Here is a 25160-nt window from a genome sequence, read left to right as displayed (position 1 = left end):
GTGGTGGTCGGGCAATTCCGGTAAAAGCGGACCGTTTATAGACATATTCAACGCTAAATATTTGAAAGCAGCTTTTGTGTTCTGCTAAGCCAGAAATCCATTCCCATTTCCTCAAAAAAGATATTGGCTTTTTCAAGATGTCTTACGGCTTTCTCAGGTTCATTTGTATTCAGGAAAAGCTCTCCTAAATAAAAATGTCCAATCGAATAAAATGGTTTAGCTTCAAAACTTTTTAAAAGTTTCATTCCTTTTTTCATAATGCTCAAGGCATCTTGTTTTTGTGACAGGTCTTGTTTGCATATTAAACTGCCCAAGAAAATACTCGTCCGCCCTTCGATAACTTTTTCATTATTCGTTTGAGATAATTGCACAGCTTTTTCTAAATATTCCCTGGCAATTTCATAATCTTTTGATTCAAAGGCTGCATAACCAGAAAAAGAATAAGCTGCCGGTAAGGAAAATTTCACACCGCTTTCATGATACATTTCCAACCCTTGTTTTATAAGCATCTTAGCTTCTTCATGGTTGCTGAGCATAGATGCTGCGTATCCCATTACACAATAACACCAGGCTTGGCTCCACAGGTTATTGACTTCCTTTGCATACATGACACATATATTAAAATGTTCTAGGGCAGAATTCCAATCGCCCTTTACAAGATAGAAAACTCCATAGTTTAATTCAGCAATGCCAATAGCCAATTTGTCTTTAATTCTGTAAGCAAGTCCCAATCCTGATGTTAAATATTTATTTCCTTCGTTAAATGCCCCTATACAACCCATTGACAGACCGCAAAATGAAGAGAGAGTTGAATAAGGAGCGAAAGGCATGGAAAAAGAATCAAGTTTTCTTTTGCTTTTTTCAATTAGTTCAATAGTTTCTGGTACCATAGTACTTATTTTCTTAAAATTCCCAGTTGATAAATGTGCCATAGAGAGGACGCAAGCATTTTGAACCATCTGATCAAGATTTTGATATTTTTTTGCCTCCTCGAAGGCATTTCCCGCATACATGCAGGCACGATCATTATCTCCCCTATGAGAGTAATATGAAGCTTTTAGGCTATAAAACTCCGATATATCAATACTATTTTCCATCTCTCTGGCAATTGCTATTGCTGTATCTAATACCCAAAGTGATTCATCCGGCATTCCCAGAACAAATAATGGCATATTTGCAAGCTTTAGAATTTTAATTTTTGCTTTTTGATTTTCCGGGGAGTCAATTTGTGTTTCAAGTATGTGGAATGCTTTCTTTAATGAAGCAAAAGCATCCCAATGAGAAAATTTTGCTGAAGCTTTTTGGGCAGACATTTTCAGATAATGGACTGCCTTTTTATCATTGCTGCTTTTCGAAAAATGATATGCTAAAATCTCATAATATTCTTCCATCCGGTCAGAATAAAGTTCCTCTATTGCCAATCCGATTTTTTCATGGATTTCATTTCGCCTTTTCTGAAGTAAACTATTGTAGGCCACCTCTTGGGTTAAAGCATGTTTGAATATATATTCCAGTTCAGGGAAAAGATTTTTTTCATAGATAAACTCTAACCCTTGAAGATTTAGGAGATAAGCTTTTAGCTCTGTTCGCATTCCGGTAATTGTTTGAAGTATCTTGAAAGCAAAATCTCGACCAATAACGGATGCGACCTGCATAGTTCTTTTCAGGTTATCCTCCAACCGATCAATTCGTGCTGCGATAATTCCTTGGATAGTATCTGGAACTTTTATGTCTTTAGAATTCCCTTTTAGGGCAAATTGATTCTCTTGTTTTTCAATGGCCCCATTCTCAACCAGGGTGTTTGTGAATTCTTCTATGAACAGGGGATTCCCTGAGGATCTATTCAGGATTAGCTGTCTAAGTTCCGTTGCCACTTCTCCCTCTTCCAATATTGCTTTAATTAAGTCCCCGCTTGAACTAATACCCAATTGATCGACACCAATCTTTGTATAAAATGATTTGCTCCCCCACTGGTGTGTATATTCAGGGCGATAAAGAAGGATCAATAATATTTGACTATTCGCCAACCAGTCTATGAAAAAGGTTAAGAATTCTTCAGACGTTTTATCAATCCAATGAAGATCCTCAACCGCAATTACAAGAGGTTTGTCTTGGGACATTCTTATTAAAAGATCTCGAATTGCTTCAAAGACCTTTTCACGTTTTTCTTTGGGTTCTAATTTTATATATTCCTCATCATCGACTTTTAGGGAGAGGATATCCTGAAATGATGAATTTAAACTGGTGAATCGATCACTGAGATTTGTAATCGCATCATTAATTTTTCTTTTAATAGCAAACTCTTTATTGTCATCTTTAATTAGGAAAATCGATTTTAAAATATCCAGTATTGGCAGATAAAGGATAGAGTTTCCATATTGCAGACATCTTCCTTCAACGTATTCAAATTCATCCTGGAGTAGCATATTTCTCATTTCAAGCAATAATCTTGATTTACCAACTCCAGCTTCACCGACAATTCCGACAACTTGACCGGAACCGCTTTTAACTCTTTCAAAGGCTTTAATAAGTGCACCCATTGAGTTTTTTCGGCCGACAAAACGGGTCAGACCTTTGACTTGTGAAGCTTCAATGCGGGTTTCAATGTCTCCAGCTCGAATGAGCTGGTAAACTTTCTGAGGCTTTTCTTTTCCTTTAATTTCAATTGTACCTATGGATTTTAGTTCAAAAAAATCTTTTACTATTTTCCTCGTTTTTTCTGATATTAAAATGGTTCCCGGCTTCGCATGGCTTTCCATACGAGAAGCAAGGTTTGTGGTGTCACCGATAGCTGTATAGTCCATGCGTAGGTCATCGCCAATAGAACCCACAACGACTAAACCTGAGTTAATACCGATCCGCATTTTAAATTGAATATCAAATCTAATTTTTAGTTCTTTACGGTATTGCTCAAGTGCCTTCTGGATAATGATTGCTGCCCGGCAGGCTCTGTTAGCATGATCCTCGTGGGCCACAGGAGCTCCAAAGAGGGCCATAATTCCATCGCCGGTAAATTGATTGATAGTGCCCTCATATTTGTGAATTTCTTCCATCAATATCTTAAAGCATCCATCCATTACCTGGTGGACTTCTTCCGGATCAAGCCGTTCTGAAATTGTTGTGTAGTTTGCAACATCTGCGAATAAAACAGTGACAAGCTTCCTTTCTCCCTCAATGGGACCTCGGTTTGTAAGAATTTTGTTGGCTAAATGTTTTGGCGTATAAGATTCAGGCTTTTTATAGTCTATTTCTGAAGTATCTGATGTTTTCTGTAACGAATTACCGCACTTACCACAAAAAGCAAATTCTTCGGGGTTTTCAAAGCCACATTTGATACAAAGTAATACCAATTTTGCACCGCATTTACCGCAAAACAGCATGTTTTCAGGATTCTGAGACTTACATTCGGGACATTGCATCGAACACCTCATCGTTGATGAAATTAATTCAAAGCAGATCTATTAGATTTATAATCAGAGAACGTACAGAGTACTAAGAGGATTTTTTATTCTTTACCAGATTAAAGAAATAAATTCAAATATACGAAAGTTATGATTTTAGGAGATTGGGTGTTTTGTTAGATGGATTCTTCAATTACTTAAAAGGCGATGATTTATGGTATTATTTCCCAGGATTTCCCAATTAGAATCAAACACAGATATTGTGGTTTTAAGATATGGGGCTGAAGCGGTAGTTAATAGACAAAATCAACGCTTGTTTACATCTAAATTTTTTATAGAGTAAACCGATTGAATACGACTTTGTTTTGATTCTTGAGATCCAAATGAAATATTTATTTTCATTATTTTATTTTATAATGGGAGTTTAAAAGAAGACTTTAATTCCCGCAAAGAAATGTTTGATGTGATGTCTGTTATTCCAGGTATTTTTCGTAATTTATGGTCGATAAATTCAACATAAGCATCTAAATCTCTTGCCACAACAATTAATAAAAAATCAGCTGCCCCTGAGGTGTTGTGACAGGCCATCACTTCCGGGCATTCGTTAATCGTATCTTCAAAAAGTTGTGTTAGCTCTTTATCATGCTGAACAAATTTGAGCTGGATAAAAGACATAACCCCAAATCCAAGCTTTCTTCTGTTTAATATGGCTTGGTATCCTTCAATAATCCCACTTTCTTTCAGTCGTTTTAGTCGTCTCCAGCAGGGTGCTTCACTTATTGAAAGCTGTTTGGCTAATTTAACATTTGAAATTCTACCATCTTGCTGTAAGGCACTTAATATTTTGATATCAAATCCATCAAGGTTATCCATGGGCAATAATTCCTATCATTTTGTCTCTATATTGAAATTTTCTTTCTATTTATTCACAAAAAAGATTTGAAAAAGCAAGCACATTTCAACTTGAATATTATATATTATTATCAGTCGGTTAGTAAAATTAAAGAAGGAGGAATGATGAAGGCGATAATGTATGAAGCGTTTAGGGGAACTCCAGAATTGGTAACTCTACCCGACCCGGAACCGGGAATCGATAGTGTCGTCGTTAAGGTGAAAGCCACAGGTTTGTGCCTCAGCGACTGGCATGGCTGGGTAGGCCATGATCCTGACATTCAACTGCCCCATGTACCCGGCCACGAACTGGCAGGTGATATTGTAGCAGTAGGTAAGAATGTTTCTCAATGGAAAGTGGGTGACCGAGTTACAGTTCCATTTGTCGGCGGGTGCGGTGGATGTCCTGAATGTCATTCCGGGAATCATCAGGTCTGCGATCATCAATTTCAGCCCGGCTTTACTCATTGGGGCTCTTTTGCCGAATATGTGGAGATTCATTACGCAGATATCAACCTTGTTCAACTGCCTGAGGAACTTGGCTATGATGTAACAGCAAGTCTCGGGTGTAGGTTTGTCACCTCTTTTCGGGGGGTCGTAGACCAGGGGCGTGTCTCTGCGGGCCAGTGGGTTGCCGTCTACGGCTGTGGTGGTGTTGGCCTGTCAGCCATCATGATCGCAACCGCGCTGGGTGCAAACGTTATAGCCATAGACATAGCCGACGACAAACTTGGACTGGCCAAAAAAATGGGGGCCACCCATACGATAAACAGTAAAACGTTGTCAGATCCGGTCGAAGCCGTGCGAGATATATCCTTGAGAGGCGTACATGTTTCCATAGATGCACTGGGGCATCCTGAAACCTGCTACAATTCTGTTGCCAATCTTAGAAAAAGGGGAAAACATATCCAGATTGGACTTATGGCAGGAGACAGCAGCTCGCCCAAAGTTCCCATGAGCCAGATCGTTGCCAATGAGCTTGAAATTTATGGAAGTCATGGGATACAGGCCCATAGGTATGATGCGATTTGGGAAATGATAAAGACTCGGAAAGTGAAGCCGGAAATGCTGTTAGGAAAAACCATTTCTTTGAAAGAAGCCATTCCAGCATTAATGACTATGGACCGTTATGAAAACCAAGGCATAACCATCATTGATCCGGCTTTGAACTGATTTCTATCTCTTGTTATTTATTTGGCTTTGGCAGAATCCACTGTTCTTTATTTTTATGGTGGATTCTACCTTAAAAAATCAATTCCGGTATCAAGTAAGGAAATAACAGCAAAATGATAATGGTATTAAAGGGGCTTGTTAGAGGATTAAAGGCCCTACGTATAATAGTTCTAAGTATCGTCATATAAAAATTAAAATCCCGGAGTTCAAATTCTTGCTTGCCATCCAGAAGGCAGATAGGATAATGTCCTGTAAGATTAACAACATGCCTAAATGTATGCCATTGCATCAAGATTGTAAAAGAGATAGTCAATATGAAATTTGAAGCGCATGGTGATTTTGAAATCACTGTCAAAGGAGAAGTCTTCATTATAAAATTTTGCCATAAATGGAATTTAGAAGGCGCTAAATTTTTTTTTACGAAGTATAAAGAATGCGTTAAACAGCATAATTTTAAAAATTATGGTGTGTTGAGTGATCTCAGACCATTTGAAGGAGGAACCCCGGAGGCGATTGACTTTTTTGAGGTTGTTGGTGATTGGGCAAAAGAAAATGGGCAGATTGCCCGTGCACTGATTATGGATTCCTCCATAAAAGAATTAACCATGGTTGCAATAAACAAAGGAAAGGAACGTTTTCCTGCTCAAGTTTTTCATAGTGAGAAAGAAGCTTTGCAATGGTTTAAGAATTTTGGTCTTAACATTTCATAAGATGGTTGAAACAGAGGGATTAAATTATTTTCCCGAGAATGGACTTGCGTTGACATATTTCATTGAACGAAATGAGTAATACCAAAGCGTGTATTTAGGGTATTTAACTGGAGAATGTGAAGATCAAACGCCCAATGCAATAACAGATCTAAGTAACGCCACGAAAAATCTAAATTCTATAACTGATAATCTTTCATGCCTTCAAGGTGCCAGTCAAGATATTTTCCAACAATCTTGACTGTTAGTTCATGGATTTAAAAGTCTACCGTTTTTATTCATTCACTACAAAACCTTTCTTGATTGTGATATATTTATTATTCTTGCAAGAAAACTTGTGTTTTATAGATTTAAGAGAAATGAGTCATGATTACGAAAATTGAAACGAACTTTTATTCATTGTTCGTTTATGAAAATATACTGTATATTCAGATAACTGCTTCATGGGATGCTGACGTTGTAAAGAGGCAATACCAAGATTATCTATATCTTACCGATAAGTACTTTAAAGATAATAAATGGTGCCAGATTGTCGAATTTGTAAACGATGTATTACCAACACCTGATGGTATAGAAGAAATGATGAAATTTATGGGAGGGGAAGGGCCTGAACCCAAGGCCAATCATTTAATGCATGTTGTAGGTGATTCTTTATTGAAGGACGGAGTATTGAAGGAAGTTTTTAAGAGTGCTATTTGGACTGAAGTTGAGCATTTCAAAACCATGAAAGATGCCCTTAAAAAGGCAAAGTCCATTGGTTATGATATTTCAGAATTCTAAAATTATTCTACACTGGATAAAAGCCAAAGGCTAAGCAGTTTCGCATAGACCTGGTTATTTAACCTCAAAACACCATCGAAATGTTCAATTTATTTATAGAGCTATGAGTGCATAAATTTCAGAGGCTGTAACTAATGATATTGAAGATTGATTCTAAAAACGAAAAAATAGTCATTTATGTTCAGGTTTTCAATCGCAGCGATTATAATCAAGTGATCGTTTCTTCAGTTTTAGGTGAAGGTTTATACATTTAAGCTCTTTACCCTCCAAAATCAGTCAGGGTGAAGGATTATTGCATCAAAATTGCTGAGCCCAATCATCATATATTCGGATGAATATCGTTGATCAAAATGAGTAATAACAAGGAGTGGACTAATGGTATTATTTCCCAGGATTTCCCAATTAGAATCAAACACAGATATTGTGGTTTTAAGATATGGGGCTGAAGCGGTAGTTAATAGACACATTGAACACGTCGCAATTACTATTTTATAAGCCCTATCAGGTAATGGTTTACTTGGAAAAGAGATGGGAGTTTAAATGTTTAACACACTAAAAAAAATGAATCGGGGTGATGATTGCTGTATTAATTGTTTCTCAATAAATATCATCTAAATTCTGTTCAAATTTTTTTTCAGAATCACATTTACAATTCGTAAAGAACACCTGTTCGGGGCGTAAAAGGGCCCTCCATTGAGAAATTTGCTTCCATCACGGATCTGAGGGACGCAGATTGTCCGGTTTCAGCGCAGCCCTGTGGATTTGATGGGATTTCCGGAAAGTTATTATAAAAATGATTAAGGTGTCACAATATTGAAACTTCCGGAGGGCTTTTCAAAAAGAAGTAGGAACTGGAGCAGATCCAGTCTGCTTCCTTTAACGGAGAGGTCCTCTGAGAAAATAGTTTCTTTGATCCCGGCCTTGCCCACCAGCATCCGGATAAACAACGGGTGGGTAATCCTGACTGTCACATCTGCCTGATCCTCAGCCCTGGCTTCCCTGTGGTGGAGTACGGCATTTTCCAGGCTCAACAGGTAATTTTTATTGATATCCGTGAACCTGAGACATACGGTGATCTTTTTGCCCTGGGCTTTTGGCCCCTTGAGCCGAACAGCCATGGAATCAAAAAAATAGTGAACCGGGGTCTTGGTGAGGACATTTTCCATGATGCACATGTCGATCCCCTTATCCGGGGAGCCGTGGCGCAGTTCATAGGCCCCGGTAAGGTAAACATCCCGCCAGGGGGCCGACTCTGCCTGATATCCCAGTTGATCATAGGTCCGGGCCAGCAGTGTTTTGGCCCTGTCATTGTCCGGTCTTGCAAAAACCAGATGGTTAAGGACCTGGGCGGTCCACCGGTACTCCCCTTTGTCGTAATAGGCCTTTGCCTTTTCAAGGACGGCATCCGCCCCGCCCATCATCTCGACATAGCGCAGGCCTGATTCCTTTGGGGGCAGAGGGTTCAGGTTTGCGGGGTTACCGTCGTACCATCCCAGATAGGCCTGGTATACGGCCTTGGCATTATGCCTGAGGCTGCCGTAATATCCCCGGTTGCTAAAAGAGGCACTAAGGGCGGGGGGCAGTTGGATTTCCTCGGCAATCTCCCGGGGGGTGAGCCCCTGGTTGAAGAGGCGGACGGTCTGGTCATGGATATACTTGTAGAGATCCCTCTGTTTTTTTAGAAAATCCAGGACAGCCTCATTCCCGAATACGGGCCAGTGGTGGCAGCCGAAATAGATTTCAGTCTCTTTGAACAGCTCCATGGCCTCGTTGATGGCGGAACTCCATTTGAGGGCATCCCTGACCTTGGTGCCCCGCAGAGTATAAAGGTTGTGCATGGTTTTGGAGACCACTTCGGCTCCGCAAAAAGCCTTGAATTCAGGGAGATAGAAGGTCATTTCCGCAGGGGCTTCCGAATTCGGTGCAAACTGGAATACAAATTTTACCCCGTCAATCTGTTTCTCTTCTCCGGTACGGCCAATGGTTTCAGTTGGTTCGATAATCCCAAAGGTGCCGTAGGCCGGTCCTTTGCCAAGTCCGGTCCCCACATGGCCCCGGGCAGTTCTTGCCAGGTCTTTACCGTACATGAACATGGACCGCCTTCCCATGGCAATGCCGGCAATGATGTTCTCGCTGGTTGCTTCCGCCATAAACCCCTCAGGTGCGATCACCCTGATATTGTCTGATCTGACCTGGTCCGGGGTTACCACTCCCAGCACACCGCCGAAGTGATCGATGTGGCTGTGGGTATATAAAATGGCCTTCACCGGCAGGGTCCCCAGGTGTTTACGGACAAGGGTCATGGCTTTTTCAGCAGTTTCTTCGGCGGTCAGTGGGTCCACCACAATCCAACCGGTTTTGCCACGGATCAAAGTCATATTTGATCAACGACAAATATTTTTTTCCTTCAACGACAATTAAAACTCCCGTTCCCCAACCTGCGTAACCATTTAATTTCATTAAAAAATACTTGCAAAACAATTCTGATTATGTTTTTTAAGACCATCCTTCCGGAGGATAAGGCTATGCTGGAGAGCAACCTGAGCGCCGAGAAGGTGACTGAAGTATGAGGGGCCGTATTTTCCACGTACGGCCTTTCGCTTTTTGCTCTCATACTTTGGTCTATAATGCGCTAAACTCCGGGGGTTTGGGGGCTGGCCCCCATTATAATCCGGTAAAAAGTCCTTTTAATTACCATCACAAAACCCGGTTCTTCCATGGGTTAAGCCCTCTATCGATAGTATCCGTCCGATAGTGCTTGCTGACGGCATTGGTTCAATATTTTCCGCTTCCATCTCCTTGCTGATAGCACCGGCACCGCAGTTCAGGCCTCGATTGTATAAATCCAGTCGGATCATTTTAATAATCTCAACAATCTCCTGCCTGGTATATCTGGTCTCGATCATTATTCGGCCTCCATTTTAGCCTGTTCCATGCGATAGCTTTCCACATTCAATTCAAGGATGATACTGTGATGAACGAGTCTGTCGATGGCTGCTGCCGTTGTCATAGGGTCCTTAAAAATCTGTTCCCACTTAGAGAACGGAAGATTGCTCGTGATCATCAGGCTGCCCTGTTCATACCGTTCCGCCAAAAAGGTAAACAGCACTTCCATTTCTCCCCGGCTTTGTTGGACATACCCAATGTCATCTATAATCACAGCATCAAACCTGGAGAGGGATTTGAGTTTTTTGGTTAGCTCAAGATCCCTTTTGGCAATCAGCAGATCCTGGACGAGCTGACTGCATGAGATAAAAAGAACCTGCTTACCCTTTGCAATTAATTCATGGCCAATGGCACAGAGCAGATGGGTTTTCCCGCTACCCGGATTACCAAAGGCCAGGATGTTTTCACAGCGCTCTAAAAAAGCGCCGTTGACCAGGACACTTAAATGATTGGCAACCTTTAAGGGGAGGCGCTTTTTATCAAAATTCTCAAATGTCTTGGAAGATGGCAACTTGGATGCCCTCAGGTTACGTGATATCCGGTTCTGCCAGCGGACTTCGCATTCGAGACTCAACAATTGTAAGAGGTACTTTTCATATCCCCATGCCTCCGCCCTGGCCTGATCCGCCATTTCTTCATAACTGCGGCGCATGGTCGGCATATGGAGGCTTTTAAGATTGGTGTCTATCTGATCCCGATCATTGATCATGCCGCCACCCCCTTGAGCAATTGGTCATAACGAGTCAAATCAACTGCCTGGATATGAACATCATCCGGCCTGCTGACAGAGGCGTTGGACTCAATAAGGCGTTTAACAGCCTCTTTGCTGATTTCCTGATCCTCGTTTATTAGAACCATCAGGGCGCTGTCTACTGCCACCTCGCTTGTCTTTGCTGCCAGGTATAATATTTTCAGATACCTTGCTGCTGAGCTTTTAACGGTATAACGCTTTCTTAAATGATCGTAGGCAATCCGGAACCGGCTGGTGGGGAACATGGCATTACGATAACGATAATTTTCAAATGCCCCCGGTTTTTTGACCAGGCTGTCAATGATATGCCGGTAATTGATTTTATATTTGCCCTCACCCCGCAACCTTGGCAAAGTATCGACCTTTCTCTGGCCGTACCAGACCTCCAGGCATTCCATGTAGAGGCGGACCTGGATATTTTCTCCTATGAGCCTGCTGTCTACAGAGTAAACGTTGTGATTGACCCGAATGGTACTGCTGGGACCAACCTTTAAATCCATCTTTTTACATGCATCAAGCCGGCGTTTGGGCAACCGGTGTAGGAGATCCAGTTCTTGTGTAAACCGTTTCCTACGACCGGCATTTAGCTGTGCGAACAGTTTGGCCAGGAACAAGTCATATTCTTCCCGGTCTTTAAAATCCCGGTGTCCTCTCAGCATCAGGGCCTGGTCAACGGCTTTTTTGAACCGATAATTGCGCTGCTCCACGTCTCCATTTTCATTGGGGCTGGCAGGGTTAGTTTTGCAAGGAATGATACCGTAATGGTCAACAAGATCCTGATACCTGCTGGTGAACTCCTCAGGGTGACTTACCTTGTTAACAGCGGATGTCAGACAATCGGTGCGATGTTGCTGCGGCACACCACCAAGTTCCCATAGGGCATTTTGCAGGCCCTGGCTCAGGCTTTCGAAACTCTCTGAAAAACAGACTGTACCTGTCTCCCAATTGGAATAGGTCAAAACAAAATGGTAGATCAGGTGGTCAAAAGGGACGCCGCCTATAGTGACGCCCAGTTTATCCATGTGGGTGAAGTCTGACTGGCATAATTCGCCAGGCTTATGAATTTGAGCAAAAAAGATTTCTTTGGGCGGCCCCTCTGTAGCACGCCATTGCTTTATTCTCCGTTGCAGGGTCCGTAATTGTCCATCGGCGAACCGGCCGGGGTGTCTGCGTTGCAAATCCTCAAACAGTGTCTTGGCCTCCAGACCTGGATTTATGGTCAACATGCCTTTGATACCATCCCAGGTCTCCTCAAACGGATCTTTGCGTGTGCGCCATGTATGATCCGTTTTGAGTTCACTCGGCAACTTCCCGTGTTCACGGTACTTTCGAGCTGTTTTTTCATCCATTCCAGCTTTCATTGCTGCTATCCCGAAACTCTTCTCTGACTGAATCAACTTGAACAACCTCCTCACTTGCTGGTCCGTTACCATCCAAATCTCTCCTTCTGTTCAATTTGGATGTTTCTACCATTTTTTTTGATTCTTAAATTTCGGGAATTTTAATTGTCGTTTGGCGGGAATTATAAATGACGCTGATCACATATTGGCCAGGTCATGGCCCCGGACCTGATAAATGCCGTCGGTGACCTTGAAAAGCCCATGGATATTGTTCAGCCTGGCCTGGCGCCAAAGGCTGGGATTTACGCTGGACGGGGCAGGGCCTTCAATGAACCCATAGGCAGGCATATCCCAGATCACCTCTCCGGACCGGCTTTTGACCCTTAAATCAGGATCCTGTCCCACAAGTCCCTGGGTTGCGGTTTGAAAATCGCCTGGATTCTCCAGGTCCAGTTTTTTGGCGAATTCCGCATTGATCCGGACTGTTGCTTCAGTGGGAGAGGTATGGCCCTGAGTGTCTGCATCATTTGCATCTGACTGGGGGGCCGGGTTGCGGCAGGCCGCCAAAAAGAAAACTAAAAGGGAAAATAAAACGATCTGCCTCATATTGCCTCCTTTGTATGAATTATAGGGTCAGGATACTAAAAGGAGATGATTTAAAAAATGGTTCACAAGGTCATTTTTTTTGGCAATTGGTTGCATGGACGGTCAGATTCAACAAAAGGATTCAGGCCCGGGCCGGAATCTTGATTTCATCCGGGCAATTGTATATGTAAAAAGCCATGGGCCAAAGACAAACCACTTCAGCCGTAGCCATCCTGGCATTATTTGACCTTTTAAGGGATCACGGGCTCTCTGTTGAGCAGATAGAGGCTCGGACCGGCATTGACCGGTCCGGAATGGATGACCCGGACACCCGCATTTTTATGGATCAGTTTCTGACCCTGTGGCAGATTGCCGAAGAGGTCACAAAAGATCCTGCCATCGGGCTTCATCTGAGGCAGGACTACGGAAAGAATTACATGCATTTTACCATAATGATCGCTAAAAATTCCGACACCCTTCTGGAAGCGGCAAAAGCATGGTCGGATTATGCCATGCTGGTCAACGATACAGACCGGGCCCGGATCCATGAACGGGAAGATATTTTTGTCTGCACTTATTCCTGTTCATCGCCGGAGTATGAAAACAAGTGGATCCCCGAACACCATTTCTCCTATGTAATTGACTGTGCCCGAAAGATGTCGGGCCTGGATTTCACCCCTGTGGCCGTCTGGTTCAAACACAAGGACCCGGGATACAGGGATGAATATCAAAAAATCCTTGGCTGTCCGGTCCATTTCGGCATGGACGAAAATCTGATGATGGTGAAAAAAGAGGATATGATGCGCCCGGTTCTCTCTCCGGATCCCTATCTCAAGGCGATTTTGAAAAAACATGCCGACGGCATTGTGGCCAAGTATTCGGAACATCCCTCCATGAAACAAAGGGTGGGGGCGCTGATATCCAAGAAACTCCACACAGGGAGAATCAGTGTTCAGATGGTATCAGATGCCATGAACATGGACCGCTCCACCCTTCACCGCCGCCTGAAAAAAGAGGGAATCACTTTCAGAACCCTGCTCACCCAGACCCGCAGGGACCTGGCCAAGCAGTATCTCATCCAGGGCTTGAGCGCCAGCCAGACCGCATATCTGATCGGGTTTACAGAACCCAGTACCTTTCACCACGCTTTTAAACGATGGTACGGGCAGAGTCCGGGCGAGTTCAGAAAAAATATTCACCACACCCCCAAACCCTGCTCCCAAGGATTAGAAGCAGGGTAATGTAAAGAGGGGGCTTTTAACTTTCAATCGCACCAGAGCGAACGCCTTTGAGGTATTCCATACAGAACTGGTCTTTACCCAGAAGCATGTCAGCAGTGCGGATGGTAGCCATGATTTTTTTATCAAGCGGGTCAATAATGGCTGAATCCATGCCCGCATCCATCATCAGGGTCACAAAGGTCCGGTTGATGATGTGGCGCTGGGGCAGTCCGTAGGAAATATTGGACAGCCCGCCGGTGATGTGGACTTCCGGGAATGCTGCTTTTATGGACCGTACCGCATCCAGAACCATCATCCCTTTGTTGGAGTCGGTGGAGATGGGCTGGACAAGGGGATCCACATAGATATTGGCCGTGGGGATGCCGATGCCGTTGAGCTCCTTGACCAGGGTTTTGGCCCGGTCCAGGATGTCGTTGCTGGATTCGGGCATGCCGGCATCGTCCATGCACAGGGCGATGATCTTGCACTCTTTTCCGTCCAGAAAGGGCATCATGGCGTCAAACCGTTCCTTTTCCAGTGAAATGGAGTTGACCATGGGGGTCTGGTTCACCATGGAAAAAGCCATTTCGAGGATGGCTGGATCTGGACTGTCCAAGGCTAATGGGATTGTACAAACGGGTTGTATTGTGTCCAGAAGCCAGCGCATATCCTCTTCCTCATGGCCGATGCGGGCACCGGCATTCACATCAATATATGTTGCTCCCGCTTCCTGCTGTTTTTTTACGTCGTCAATAATGTAGTCTGCATTCCGTTCTGCAACGGCGGCCTGAACCAGTTTTCGGGAGGTGTTGATTCGTTCTCCAATAACTTCAAACATTTTGGCCATCCCCCCTTAAGCTGCCAGTTGCTTCGCGAGTTTAGAAGCGGACCCGGCGTCGGCGGCAAATCCGTCGGCTCCGATTTCATCTGCAAAGGCCTGGGTAACCGGGGCCCCGCCTACCAGGATTTTTACGTCTTCTCTCAATCCGGCTTCCACAATGGCATCCACGGTCTGTTTCATGGCAGGCATGGTGGTGGTAAGCAGTGCTGAGAGACATACAAGACGGGCGTTTTTTTCTTTAATTTCCGCAACGAAATTTTCAGGGGGGATGTCCACGCCCAGGTCATAGACAGTCATACCTGCGCTTTCCATCATCATGGCCACCAGATTTTTCCCGATGTCGTGGAGATCACCCTTGACGGTACCGATGATGACATTAAGGCCGCCGGAGGCGTCTTCGTCTCCCAGCAGGGGTTTGAGGATCTCCACACAGCCGGCCATGGCCTGAGCGGCCATGAGTACTTCGGGGATGAACATATCTCCGGATTCCATTTTTTCACCCACGATGTCCATGCCGGAGATTAGCCCCTTGTTAAGGATTTCCTGTGCCGGGGTGCCGGCGGACAGGGCGTCATTGACAAGGGCGGTCAACTTTTCTGAGTTACAGGCAACAAGGGCACTGGTCATTTCATTTAAATCAGTCATTTTTGTCTCCTTAAAAAAGTGTGTATGTCTATTTTGGGGTAGCCGTTGATAGGGGGAGGGTTATATCAAATGTTTCCCCCCGGATGTTTTCATCTCTTTAATGTAACCGGCGGCCATGCACAGGCCCATCAGAAGGATGGGCAGACCGCAGACCACCACGGCAGTCTGCAGGGATTTGAGCCCCCCGCTCATGAGCAGGACAAAGGCCATACCGGCCATGAGCGCTCCCCAGAATATTTTGAGGATATTGGGGGCGTCCTGCTCGCTCTTTTCATTATTTTTGTCTTCATCGCCTGCCGATTCGGCCGATGTCATATTGGCAAGGGTCAGGGTCATGGATTCGGCCAGGGTGACAAAGGAGAACACAATGGCCAGAAAGCCCAGGATGTTCAGCAGGCCGGTCATGGGCAGGTTTTTCAGGAAGGCGAACAAGGCCACCTGGGTGCCGCCGTCGGCAATCTCCTTGGCCAGTTCAATGCCCTGGAAGTGCTCCATGTGGATGGCGGCGCTGCCGAAGATGCCGAACCAGACCACGGCAAAGAGAGTGGGGGCAAAGAAATTCACCAGGACAAATTCCTTTATGGTTCTGCCCTTGGCAAGCTTCACAAGGAAGAGGCCCACCATGGGGGCAAAGGCCAGCCACCAGGACCAGTAGAAAATGGTCCATCCGCCCACCCAGCCAGTCTGAAGGGTCGGTTCCAGATACATGGACTGCCGCAGGAAGGAGGAGAGATAATCCCCCAGGGCAGAGTTGGTGTTGTTGAGGATGTAAAGGGTGGGGCCGAAGAGGAACACCCATACCAGCAGGGCGATGTAAATATACACATTGAGACTGGAGATCAGTTTGATCCCCTTGTGCAGTCCGGTGCAGGCCGCAGCGATATAGAAGACGGCCATGGCGGCGATGATCCCCAGCCAGAGCATGAGCACCGAACCCATGGGGGAACCTGCCACGTATTCAATACCGCCGGCCAGCTGCATGGCGCCCAACCCCAGGGAGGTGCCGATGCCGGCCACAATGGAGAAGATGCACAGGGCATCGATGAGGTTGCCGGCCAGGCCGTTGACCTTGTCACCCAGAAGGGGATAGAGGCCGGTGGAGATTTTAAAGGGCTTTTTCCTATTATAAAAGAGGAAGGCGATGAACAGCCCGAAGGAGGTGTAGATGGCATAGGGGTGAAATCCCCAGTGCAGGAACACGGTACGCAGTGCACCTTCGGCGGCCAGGGCGCTCCGGGCTTCAAGGCCGGTGAATCCGGCGGGGCTGGTGTAGTTGCCTAAAGGTTCGGCCACCCCGTAGAATACGATGCCGATGGCAATGCCCGAGGTCAGGGCGATGGCGAACCAGGAAAAAAAGGACATTTCCGGCTTGGCATCAGGGCCGCCCAGACGGATGTTGCCGTACTTCCCTAAGCCCGCCCAGAGGACAAAGGCAAAGAGGATGCTGACCCCAAGGGAGTAGAACCAGGAAAAGTATTTAATGCAAAAGGCAAAGGCCGCGTTGGCGGCGACGCCCAGCTGCTCCGGGAAAAATGCCCCGAAAAGGACCACAGCAGCCAGAAGCAGGGCCGGCGGGTAAAATACCGGCTTATTAACAAGGGCTGCCAGGCCTTTGTTTGCACGTGTCTGTTTAATAGCGATTTCGTTCATTTCTCTCTCCTATGCTTTACGGCTTGCAACATAATCCCTAAGTGCATTTTCTATGGCAGAATCAATCTCAGGTCTTTCATAGCTTTCAAGGCGCTGGGCAATCTTGTCAGAAGCAGCCTGGGCAGCACTTTTTGATCCTGCTGCAGTCCATGAATCAAAATTATCCCGGTTGAAAAGCCCCTGGCTGTGGTATTCGGTCCGGCACCGTTTAAAGGTGGAGGGCTGCATGAGGTAATGGCCGCCAATGCCCACAGTCTTGATGGTCTCAAGGTCCAGGGTCTCGTCATTAACCGCCATGGGGGTAAACATCCGGCGGAGCATTCCGCAGAATTCCTCATCCACCATGAATTTTTCAAAACTCATGGAAATATGGCCGGCCATCTGGCCGCAGGCATGGAGAACAAAATTCACCCCGTTCCTGGCCGCTGTCATCAGGTTCATGGTTGCTTCGCAGGCGGCCTGGGCATCCACAACATGGGAGTCATTGAGCCCTCCCCCGCTCCTGCAGGGCAAATTGTAAAATCTGGCCATCTGGGCAGTCATGGAGATCAGCATGGCGGTTTCAGGAGACCCCACTGCCGCCGTACCGGTTTTCATATGGGTCGGTGTGGACGTGGACCCGTAAATCACCGGGGTGCCGGGGTTGATCACCTGGGCAAGGCAAAGTCCTGCCAGGACTTCGGCATTGATTACGGCCATCATGCCGGGAAGGGTAACCGGGCCGCTGGTTCCCCCCATTACCATGTTGGCGATGACCATGGGCTGTCCGTACCTGGCAAGCTCAACCAGTGCACCAACCATCTCCTCTGAAAACTGCAACGGAGAAAGGGCATTGATCAAAGATACGGATACGGGCATTTCTTTAAGTTTTTCCTTATCCCCGCCGCAAAACACAATGGCACACATTTCCACCAGGTCCCTGGCAATTTCCTTGTTGGTCTGGCATCCCATAAAGGGCTTGTCACAGAGCAGGATGTTGGACAGGACCATATCCAGGCCGGAAGTCTCCGGTGGCACATCCGAAGGCTCCACCATGATATATCCGTTCATGTTAAGATGGGGAGAGGTCTGGACCAGTTTGCAGAAGTTATCATAATCTTCCATGGTGCCGGGACGCTGTGAACCGTCGGCCTCGGCAATGAAAGGCGCGCCATAGGCCGGCAGAAATACAAAATCATCCTCTCCAATGGTTACGCTTTTTTCAGGATTTCTGGCATGAACTTTGAACCGGGAGGGCGCAGAATCAATGGCTTTTTTGATATCAGCTTCCTTGAAAAAAACAGTGCTGCCCTCGACCTTGAATCCGTTTTCCTTAAAAATAGACAGCGCTTCTGATTCGTTAAATGTCACCCCGGTATTTTCCAAAATTTCCATGGTGGCGTTGTGGATTTTTTGGAAGGAGGATTCATCTAATGTCTGCATACGATCATACATGATATTTATCCTTAAGCTTTATTAATGTTTACCCTTTGCCCGTCATTGGCAATACGCCACCAGGTATTGCAATGGGCATACCATTTTGAACAGGAAAGGCTTTTTCAGGAAAAGCCCTTTGATTAAGGGCTTTAAGGAAAAGAAGAGAATTAAAAAATATTTGATTTTTGCAGAGATTTAAAAAATATTTTAAACTGCCGTATGAAATTTAAAATATTTTTTAAATTTTAAAATCCTTGGGATCAATATGAAATTTTTTCAATTTATGGTGCATTAGCTGAGGGGAAATGGACAGTCGGCGGGCAGCCTCAGACGCATTGCCTTTGGTCTGGTCGAGAACATGGGTCAGGGCTGCAATTTCATAGGCTGTTAAAGCATCTGAAAGACTCTGGCCGGCCAGGATCGGGGGAACCAGGGCTGGATGGTGGTCAGTGGTGCCTTCTCTTTCCCCTGATTCCCTGGACGGCCTGCCAATAAGGGGGCCAGGTTCTGGCTCCTGCTCAGCCAATTGGGGGAAATGGCCCACAAACAAGGCCAGGTGTTCTTTGCCGATCACATCCATGTCCCCCACCATATTCATGGCCCCTTCAATAATATGTGCCAGCTCCCGGACATTGCCCGGCCAGTGGTAGGATAAAAACAAATCCAGTGCCTCATCGGAAACACCAATGATTTTTCTTTTAAAGGCCAGATTGTACTTATCAAGGAAATGGCGAACCAGAATCTCAATATCACCGGGCCGGTCCCTTAACGGCGGAATTTCAATATAAACAGCCCCCAGTCTGTACATCATATCCATACGGAAATTCCCCTGGCTACAGGCGGCTTTTAAATCTTCATTGGTGGTGCTGACGATTTTAAGGTCAATGGATGTCTCTTTAGAGGCCCCTACACGCCGGACCTGCCTTTCCTGCAGGACCCTTAGAAGTTTTACCTGAAGGCCCAATGGCATGGAATTTATTTCATCCAGCAGCAGGGTCCCGCCGTTGGCCGTCTCAAAAAGCCCTGCCTTGTCTGTGGCACCGGTAAAGGCACCCTTGGATGTCCCGAACAATATCCCCTCCAGCAGATGTTCAGGGATGGCAGCACAGTTAATGGCCACATAAGGCGCATTCTGTCTTGGGCTTGAATTGTGGATGGACTGGGCAAAAAGCTCTTTCCCTGTGCCGGTCTCGCCGGACAGGATAATGGAGGACGGCGAATCAGAGGCCTTCCTGGCATAGGCCTTTGCCCTTAAAAGAGAGGGATCATCCCCTATAATATGGTCAAAGGTAAACCGGGTGCCGTTGGGCTGCATCTTTTCCTTATGCCGGGTGTTGATGTAAAAGGCTTTTTGCATATCTTTTACCATCCGGGGATGGCTGGCCTTTTCGATGGTTCTTTTTAAGGTGGCATACTCCTGCATGGAGCAGAATGCGCCTTTGAAATTTCCCTGATGAAAAACAGGGAATACATTACAGATGGAATTTACCATTTTCCCTAAATTGGTCCGGTAAAAACAGGCCAGGTTGGCCACTCTTTTCCGGGTATTGATGCATTTGATGGTCGGACTGATCCCGTCATCAATCAGGTACATATCTGTTACTTTTTTTCCAATGATTGATTCAGCTTTGAGGTCATCCATTTGCGCGGCTTTTTTATTATAAAAAGCCACCCGGCCTTCATAATTGGAAATAACAATCCCTTCCTGGTAATCTTCCCAGATCGAAATCATGGCAGGCAGGTCCAATCCCATATCTTCCAGCAGTTCTTTGTGTGCAACCATTTTATTTATCCCATCTTTCCCATATCGCCGAAATCAAGTATTGCCACAATACAGGTTTCAAAGGCAAGCAGCAAGGGGCTGGATGGCATGACGGCTCTGTGTGGGTGCCTAGTCAGGAAATTTGACCCTGATACCAGATGCCAACTGCACCTGAAGTTCATCCTGGACTTCTTTGAAAGTTTCCCGAATACAGGTTTCAAAGGCAAGCAGCAGGGGGCTGGATGGCATGGGGGCTCTGTGGAGGGTGATATGTGCCATGGGCAGGGGCGGGAACCTGTGCGCTTCGCCGATGAGGATTAAATCTTCCGGTATATTGGTGACGCCGAGAATAGCCACGGCAAAACCGACCCGGACCGCCGCCATAATTCCTGTACTTGTAGGGCTGTTGTAATTGATACGAAATTCGCGACCGGCCGCTTCAAGGCTGCCCATGGCCCACCGTCGGTATGGACATCCCTCATATGACACGGCCAGAGGGAGCGGGTCAGTGATTGTATGCTGTTTGTACTTTTCGGAACTGATCCAGGCCAGTGGTTCTCGAAAAACAACGGTGCCGCCCTCCCGCATTTCGGTACACAGTGCAAAATCCAGATCCGCCTGGTCTACGGCCCTTTTTAAATTAACGCTCAAATTGCTGATTACATCGACTTTTACCTGGGGATGCTCTTTGGAAAATCGGGATAAGATGCGTGTAAGAAAAGGTGAAATATAATCCTCAGGGGCACCGATTCTGATATGTCCGAGCAGCTCCCGGTTGGAAATTGTTAAAACGGCTTCATCATGGGTCTGAATAATCTTTCTGGCATAGGCGAGCAAATCTTTGCCTGCACCGGTCAGCTTAACGGTTTTGGCAATACGTGTCAGAAGGGAAATCCCAAGCTCCTCTTCCAGTCGCTTTATTTGTAGGCTTACTGCAGACTGGGTCAGATGAACGGTTTTTGCCGCCTTGGTAAAACTGCCGGTTTCAACCACGGCAATGTAAGTCTTAAGCTGATCAATATTCATTAGAATCCACCCATTATTCATTAAAAATAATCATCATAATAATAAAATATATTAATTTGACTTATCATTCAACCTTCAACTACCTTTAATGGCGATGTCAATCCATTAAAATTAAAAAGGATGTTTACCATGGCAAAAAAAATGAAACTGGGGCTGCATACGTATACACTTCATTTATGGGGTCTTGGTCAAAATTGGGGAATCCAGGCCGATCCACGGCCCAAAGAAATGAACCTGATACAATTGATGGATAAAGCCGTGGAATGGGGCCTTGACGGTCTCCATATTACCGGCTGCGACCTGGAAAGCAAGGATGATCAAAGACTGGAAGAAGTCAGAAAGGCTGCAGCGGACAAAGGGCTTTACCTGGAGTATAATTTTTCCCTGGACGAAGAGTTTGATTCAAGACTCACCGATACCGTTGTTGACGGTATTAAAATCGCGCAAAAAATCGGTGCGGACCTTGCCAAACTCAGTCTGGATATCCGTCGTCCGCGCCCGCTTTACGGCAGCTGTTTCCATCCTGAGGTCATGAGACAGCTCTGCGATGTCCATGATGAAGTAAAGGCCGCCATTCCACTGCTGGAAGAAACGGGAATCCGGCTGGCCCTTGAAAACCACACGGAAACATTTGCCGATGAGATCCTCTGGCTGATTGACAGGATTGACCATCCTCTGGTTGGCGCCTGTGTCGATACCGTAAATTCCATGGGCGTATTGGAAAATCCGGAAACGGCCGTGGAAAAGCTTGCACCATTCGCTTTTTCAAATCATTTCTGCGATCACAAATTAGACAGGGATCAGTTTGGTATCCGCTTCCACGGGGTGGCTCTAGGGGATGGTGATATCGACTGTTTTAAAACCTATAAGACCATACGTGATCACTCCCCGACAGACAGAATCACCTTTGAAATTGAGTGGGACATGGGAAAGGACCCCGTCGAAGTTGCCAGAAAAAAAGAAATGGACGCCTGTATCAGGAGCATCAAGTATGCCAGGAACGTTCTGGGCATCGGTAAATAATGTGTTCTTGGATCGCTTGAACCGAAAATTAAGTTCTAAATTCTAAGGAGTCCCCTCATGTTATTATTTAATTATGCTGTACATTTACAAAGGGCAGCCGGTGGGTTGACAATTGGACCGTTTTTTACTGGGCCTGGTGGTTATCCTTAGCACCGATTTTAGGCGTTTTCCTGGCGAAAAGTTCCTACGGCCGTACCATAGGGAATTCATGTGCGTAAATGTACTTGCACCGGCCCTATTCAGCCTGGCCTGGTTCGTTACCTTTGGCGGCGGTGCAATCTATCTGGAGTCCATGGCAGACGCCAATCTCATGTGCTGAAGCGATAGATAATAGACATAATGCTCATTTTGATTTTACTCAAAAAATAGGATAACAATAGAAATAACTGCTAAATTATCTCATATAAGATGCGTCATTCAGTCTCTGAGACATTTCCAGCGTGAGCTTGTTCAATATTCAAAAAGCCTGAATGATCAACAAAAGTCATCTTCTTTTCAACCAGGATCTCGAGAGATACAAAACAAATAGTTTGCAATTCCTTTCTGTTAGTGTACCATAATTTGCCTTTATCATTGTAAAGACACATTCCCTGTAAGATTATTTCTTTCAGGCAGTCCTCGCTGACAACGTTGTCTGACAAACATCGTACGTTACCGTTGAAGTTTTTACCAAACATTTAACCGTGAAAACCGTATGGTGATTTTGTTGGAAACGTTTTTAATGTCTTTTCCAAATTGGTGATCCTTAAGCCACCACTTACTTTTTTCACTAAATACAAATTGTATACGGATGATGAATCTGTCGGCAGTCAGGAACGGCGTTGGATGAACATTCCCTGATTTCGGAATATTAAAGGATTCACATAGTTTGTCTTCCACCCTGATATTTAATCACGCTTTGGTGTTGAGGGACGATAGACCGTGAGATGGATCGGATAAACTACGAAAGGAGTGGTGTATGTCAGTCAAAAATAAATATACGTTTGAAAAACGCCAAAAAGAACTGGCCAAAAAAAAGAAGAAACAAGATAAAAAACGGCGAAAACTTGAAAAGAAGCAACAGGTTGAAGATGAGACCACCTCTAAACTGGATGAATCCGAATAGGAGATACTTATGTCGGACGTCCGGGGCCGTTACACAACACTTGAAATCGGGGGAATGGATATTCACATCCGCATGCTAAGAGATATTCGCCAGTTTGATGATGATAACGGTATAGCAAAAAAACTGGGGATTTCTTCCGCTGCCTGGCCGATTTTCTGTGTAACCTGGCCTTCGGGTGAAGTACTCGCTCACTTAATGCCGGATTACCAGATTCAGGGAAAACGCATACTGGAGGTGGGATGCGGAATCGGTTTAGCAAGCCTTGTACTAAACAAACGATCAGCAGATATTACAGCCACGGACCATCATCCTGAAACAGAGCGGTTTCTTAATTACAATGCTGATCTGAACGGTGGGGAGACCATTCCCTTTGTGCGGACCGGATGGCAGAATTTGACCCATGGCGGACTCGGTACCTTTGATCTAATCATCGGCTCTGATCTTCTTTACGAGACTGAACATGTTGAGCTTTTAGGCGCATTTATCAACCAACACGGCCGCCGCCACTGCGAAGTGGTTATCGTGGATCCCGGCCGGGGATATCACGCAAAATTCAGCAAAAAAATGGCAACTCTTGGTTATTCTCATACCCGCATTAAATCCCAGAATACAGATTACCTGGACAAAAATTTTAAAGGCTGGATCATATTTTATGCCAGATAGATTATAAAATGAAAGGAAGTACGAATGAATATTTATGTTGGAAATTTTACAGACCAGATGACTGAAAACGATCTCAGGCAGATGTTTGAAGCCTTTGGCGAGGTGGAAAGCGTAAAGATCATAAAGAACAGGTTCAACGGACACTCAAAGGGTTTCGGTTTTGTTGAAATGCCAAGCAATTCAGAAGCAGACAAAGCCATTAAGGCCCTGAACGGAAATGTGGTTGATAAAAGACCCATAAAAGTGAATCACGCAGATTCCGGTGCCAAGAAAAAGAAAAAACAATTTAGAAAAAGAAGATACTAAACCTAAAACCAATGAGATATGTAAGTCTACGCCGTACTTTTTGACCCATAGGCCTTTCTTACTTGAGCGGAGCAATATAAATATGCCGAATTAGCCCAGCCGGGAAAATGAATTTGAAGAAATGTTACGCCAAACCACAAAGAGCACTCCAGTCAAATACCTTATTACTTCATAATGCAATGTCCGATTGCCTGACGAATCCAGACCCCATAGGTCAATGGGCAAGGGGGGAAGACGTATTCAGATACGGGTGATATGACCTATTAATTCTTTGGCCTTTGGATCAGGAGGCGAAAATAAATAATTGAGATTATAAGCTTTTTAATTTTTATTGCTTGACTTACGATCTCCATTCCTATATCTTAGCCGAACTGTGCAAAATTGTTTTAGCACAGAAGTTTCCCTCCGAAGGTATACATTTCCGACGATGAAATCGGTTTTATTCCCAAAGTTAGAAACTCGTTTTTTTATTTTTTTTAGGAGATTGCCAATATGGCTAATGGTATCGTAAAATGGTTTAACGACACAAAAGGTTTTGGATTTATCGAACAGCAAGACGGTGGAAAAGATGTTTTTGTACATCATTCAGCAATTAATGCCACCGGTTTTAAATCCCTCAATGAAGGGGATAGCGTTACATTCGACATTGAAGAAGGCCAGAAAGGTCCTGCAGCTGCAAACGTAACCGTGGTTTAGTCGACCATTTTAATTGCGTGAAAAAGCCATCTTGATGGCTTGAAAATTAAAAGACCCTAAACGGAAAATCGTTTGGGGTCTTTTTGTTTTTTGGAAAAACGACGATATTTCCAGAGAAAGAGCCTGGAAGCCATTCTGTGTAATTGAGTTAGACCCGTCATTCCCCTCTCCTTACGTATACCTGGGTTGGACCCACATATTTGATATACGTTTTGGCTTGAGCCAGTCGCCCA

At 45.1% G+C, this 25160-nt stretch carries 22 protein-coding genes and 1 pseudogene; 10 read left to right on the top strand and 13 right to left on the bottom strand.

The window, feature by feature from the left end; all coding sequences use genetic code 11:
• Window positions 1-53: 53 nt before the first annotated feature.
• Window positions 54-3380: an AAA family ATPase gene (locus HUN04_07510; GenBank protein WDP93201.1), complete on the bottom strand. Its 3327-nt coding sequence runs from the start codon at window positions 3378-3380 to the stop codon at window positions 54-56.
• A gap of 432 nt (window positions 3381-3812) precedes the next feature.
• A complete protein-coding gene (locus HUN04_07505; GenBank protein WDP89573.1) occupies window positions 3813-4274 on the bottom strand; it encodes an Lrp/AsnC family transcriptional regulator in 462 nt (153 codons plus the stop codon).
• A 144-nt stretch (window positions 4275-4418) separates the two neighbouring features.
• On the opposite strand from HUN04_07505, the gene HUN04_07500 reads away from it, so the two are divergent.
• From HUN04_07500 to HUN04_07490, 3 genes are all read left to right on the top strand, one after another.
• Entirely contained in the window at window positions 4419-5465 is a 1047-nt protein-coding gene (locus HUN04_07500) for a zinc-dependent alcohol dehydrogenase family protein (GenBank protein WDP93200.1), read from the top strand.
• Window positions 5466-5779: 314 nt separating this feature from the next.
• The gene (locus tag HUN04_07495; protein WDP89572.1) at window positions 5780-6175 is read left to right on the top strand and encodes a hypothetical protein; all 396 of its coding nucleotides are present in this window, start codon (window positions 5780-5782) and stop codon (window positions 6173-6175) included.
• A gap of 363 nt (window positions 6176-6538) precedes the next feature.
• The gene (locus HUN04_07490) at window positions 6539-6952 is read left to right on the top strand and encodes a hypothetical protein (protein WDP89571.1); all 414 of its coding nucleotides are present in this window, start codon (window positions 6539-6541) and stop codon (window positions 6950-6952) included.
• A 797-nt stretch (window positions 6953-7749) separates the two neighbouring features.
• Here the strand turns inward: HUN04_07490 and HUN04_07485 are convergent.
• From HUN04_07485 to HUN04_07465, 5 genes are all read right to left on the bottom strand, one after another.
• The gene (locus HUN04_07485; GenBank protein ID WDP89570.1) at window positions 7750-9330 is read right to left on the bottom strand and encodes an MBL fold metallo-hydrolase; all 1581 of its coding nucleotides are present in this window, start codon (window positions 9328-9330) and stop codon (window positions 7750-7752) included.
• A gap of 309 nt (window positions 9331-9639) precedes the next feature.
• Entirely contained in the window at window positions 9640-9858 is a 219-nt protein-coding gene (locus HUN04_07480; protein ID WDP89569.1) for a hypothetical protein, read from the bottom strand.
• Complete coding sequence (locus HUN04_07475; GenBank protein WDP89568.1) at window positions 9858-10607, bottom strand: ATP-binding protein; 750 nt, start codon at window positions 10605-10607, stop codon at window positions 9858-9860. Before HUN04_07475 ends, HUN04_07480 begins: the two co-directional genes overlap by 1 nt.
• A complete protein-coding gene (locus tag HUN04_07470; protein ID WDP93199.1) occupies window positions 10604-12043 on the bottom strand; it encodes an IS21 family transposase in 1440 nt (479 codons plus the stop codon). Before HUN04_07470 ends, HUN04_07475 begins: the two co-directional genes overlap by 4 nt.
• A gap of 144 nt (window positions 12044-12187) precedes the next feature.
• Window positions 12188-12595 carry a hypothetical protein gene (locus HUN04_07465; GenBank protein ID WDP89567.1) on the bottom strand — a complete coding sequence of 136 codons (408 nt, stop codon included), beginning with the start codon at window positions 12593-12595 and terminating at the stop codon, window positions 12188-12190.
• A gap of 176 nt (window positions 12596-12771) precedes the next feature.
• Here HUN04_07465 and HUN04_07460 point away from each other — a divergent pair, with 176 nt between their 5' ends.
• Entirely contained in the window at window positions 12772-13815 is a 1044-nt protein-coding gene (locus tag HUN04_07460; protein ID WDP89566.1) for an AraC family transcriptional regulator, read from the top strand.
• Window positions 13816-13831: 16 nt separating this feature from the next.
• On the opposite strand, the gene HUN04_07455 is transcribed toward HUN04_07460, so the two are convergent.
• From HUN04_07455 to HUN04_07430, 6 genes are all read right to left on the bottom strand, one after another.
• The gene (locus HUN04_07455; protein ID WDP89565.1) at window positions 13832-14632 is read right to left on the bottom strand and encodes a dihydropteroate synthase; all 801 of its coding nucleotides are present in this window, start codon (window positions 14630-14632) and stop codon (window positions 13832-13834) included.
• Between the two features lie 15 nt (window positions 14633-14647).
• Window positions 14648-15280: a corrinoid protein gene (locus HUN04_07450; protein ID WDP89564.1), complete on the bottom strand. Its 633-nt coding sequence runs from the start codon at window positions 15278-15280 to the stop codon at window positions 14648-14650.
• A gap of 60 nt (window positions 15281-15340) precedes the next feature.
• Window positions 15341-16930, bottom strand: a complete 1590-nt coding sequence (locus HUN04_07445; GenBank protein WDP89563.1) for a BCCT family transporter — start codon at window positions 16928-16930, stop codon at window positions 15341-15343.
• Window positions 16931-16939: 9 nt separating this feature from the next.
• Window positions 16940-18364, bottom strand: coding sequence for a trimethylamine methyltransferase family protein (locus HUN04_07440; GenBank protein ID WDP89562.1), 1425 nt, complete (start codon window positions 18362-18364; stop codon window positions 16940-16942).
• A gap of 220 nt (window positions 18365-18584) precedes the next feature.
• Window positions 18585-20129, bottom strand: coding sequence for a sigma 54-interacting transcriptional regulator (locus HUN04_07435; GenBank protein ID WDP89561.1), 1545 nt, complete (start codon window positions 20127-20129; stop codon window positions 18585-18587).
• Between the two features lie 108 nt (window positions 20130-20237).
• A complete protein-coding gene (locus HUN04_07430; GenBank protein ID WDP89560.1) occupies window positions 20238-21134 on the bottom strand; it encodes a LysR family transcriptional regulator in 897 nt (298 codons plus the stop codon).
• Window positions 21135-21263: 129 nt separating this feature from the next.
• Here HUN04_07430 and HUN04_07425 point away from each other — a divergent pair, with 129 nt between their 5' ends.
• The 6 genes and pseudogenes from HUN04_07425 to HUN04_07400 all read left to right on the top strand — a co-directional run bounded on the left by HUN04_07425 (window position 21264) and on the right by HUN04_07400 (window position 24927).
• A complete protein-coding gene (locus tag HUN04_07425; GenBank protein ID WDP89559.1) occupies window positions 21264-22157 on the top strand; it encodes a sugar phosphate isomerase/epimerase in 894 nt (297 codons plus the stop codon).
• A 95-nt stretch (window positions 22158-22252) separates the two neighbouring features.
• Window positions 22253-22476 (top strand): annotated as a pseudogene (locus HUN04_07420) (BCCT family transporter).
• Between the two features lie 639 nt (window positions 22477-23115).
• Entirely contained in the window at window positions 23116-23262 is a 147-nt protein-coding gene (locus HUN04_07415; GenBank protein WDP89558.1) for a hypothetical protein, read from the top strand.
• A gap of 9 nt (window positions 23263-23271) precedes the next feature.
• Window positions 23272-23925 (top strand): methyltransferase, encoded by a 654-nt coding sequence (locus HUN04_07410; protein WDP89557.1) that lies wholly within the window; start codon window positions 23272-23274, stop codon window positions 23923-23925.
• A gap of 24 nt (window positions 23926-23949) precedes the next feature.
• Window positions 23950-24231, top strand: a complete 282-nt coding sequence (locus HUN04_07405; GenBank protein WDP89556.1) for an RNA-binding protein — start codon at window positions 23950-23952, stop codon at window positions 24229-24231.
• A gap of 492 nt (window positions 24232-24723) precedes the next feature.
• On the top strand, window positions 24724-24927 hold the full coding sequence (locus HUN04_07400; protein WDP89555.1) for a cold-shock protein: 204 nt from the start codon (window positions 24724-24726) through the stop codon (window positions 24925-24927).
• Window positions 24928-25160: the final 233 nt, after the last annotated feature.

The organism is Desulfobacter sp. (assembly GCA_028768525.1).
GTDB lineage: Bacteria > Desulfobacterota > Desulfobacteria > Desulfobacterales > Desulfobacteraceae > Desulfobacter.
Note: the sequence above shows the minus strand (reverse complement) of the source record. Positions and strands in the feature narration are given on the sequence as shown.

Coding starts and splice junctions, on each gene's coding strand:
- HUN04_07455 (WDP89565.1), bottom strand. CDS start 14,632: ATGTTTGAAGTTATTGGAGAACGAATCAACACCTCCCGAAAACTGGTT.
- HUN04_07415 (WDP89558.1), top strand. CDS start 23,116: ATGTCAGTCAAAAATAAATATACGTTTGAAAAACGCCAAAAAGAACTG.
- HUN04_07410 (WDP89557.1), top strand. CDS start 23,272: ATGTCGGACGTCCGGGGCCGTTACACAACACTTGAAATCGGGGGAATG.
- HUN04_07430 (WDP89560.1), bottom strand. CDS start 21,134: ATGAATATTGATCAGCTTAAGACTTACATTGCCGTGGTTGAAACCGGC.
- HUN04_07500 (WDP93200.1), top strand. CDS start 4,419: ATGAAGGCGATAATGTATGAAGCGTTTAGGGGAACTCCAGAATTGGTA.
- HUN04_07490 (WDP89571.1), top strand. CDS start 6,539: ATGATTACGAAAATTGAAACGAACTTTTATTCATTGTTCGTTTATGAA.
- HUN04_07460 (WDP89566.1), top strand. CDS start 12,772: ATGGGCCAAAGACAAACCACTTCAGCCGTAGCCATCCTGGCATTATTT.
- HUN04_07495 (WDP89572.1), top strand. CDS start 5,780: ATGAAATTTGAAGCGCATGGTGATTTTGAAATCACTGTCAAAGGAGAA.
- HUN04_07510 (WDP93201.1), bottom strand. CDS start 3,380: ATGCTGTTTTGCGGTAAATGCGGTGCAAAATTGGTATTACTTTGTATC.
- HUN04_07400 (WDP89555.1), top strand. CDS start 24,724: ATGGCTAATGGTATCGTAAAATGGTTTAACGACACAAAAGGTTTTGGA.
- HUN04_07485 (WDP89570.1), bottom strand. CDS start 9,330: ATGACTTTGATCCGTGGCAAAACCGGTTGGATTGTGGTGGACCCACTG.
- HUN04_07445 (WDP89563.1), bottom strand. CDS start 16,930: ATGAACGAAATCGCTATTAAACAGACACGTGCAAACAAAGGCCTGGCA.
- HUN04_07450 (WDP89564.1), bottom strand. CDS start 15,280: ATGACTGATTTAAATGAAATGACCAGTGCCCTTGTTGCCTGTAACTCA.
- HUN04_07405 (WDP89556.1), top strand. CDS start 23,950: ATGAATATTTATGTTGGAAATTTTACAGACCAGATGACTGAAAACGAT.
- HUN04_07465 (WDP89567.1), bottom strand. CDS start 12,595: ATGAGGCAGATCGTTTTATTTTCCCTTTTAGTTTTCTTTTTGGCGGCC.
- HUN04_07480 (WDP89569.1), bottom strand. CDS start 9,858: ATGATCGAGACCAGATATACCAGGCAGGAGATTGTTGAGATTATTAAA.
- HUN04_07475 (WDP89568.1), bottom strand. CDS start 10,607: ATGATCAATGATCGGGATCAGATAGACACCAATCTTAAAAGCCTCCAT.
- HUN04_07435 (WDP89561.1), bottom strand. CDS start 20,129: ATGGTTGCACACAAAGAACTGCTGGAAGATATGGGATTGGACCTGCCT.
- HUN04_07425 (WDP89559.1), top strand. CDS start 21,264: ATGGCAAAAAAAATGAAACTGGGGCTGCATACGTATACACTTCATTTA.
- HUN04_07505 (WDP89573.1), bottom strand. CDS start 4,274: ATGGATAACCTTGATGGATTTGATATCAAAATATTAAGTGCCTTACAG.
- HUN04_07440 (WDP89562.1), bottom strand. CDS start 18,364: ATGTATGATCGTATGCAGACATTAGATGAATCCTCCTTCCAAAAAATC.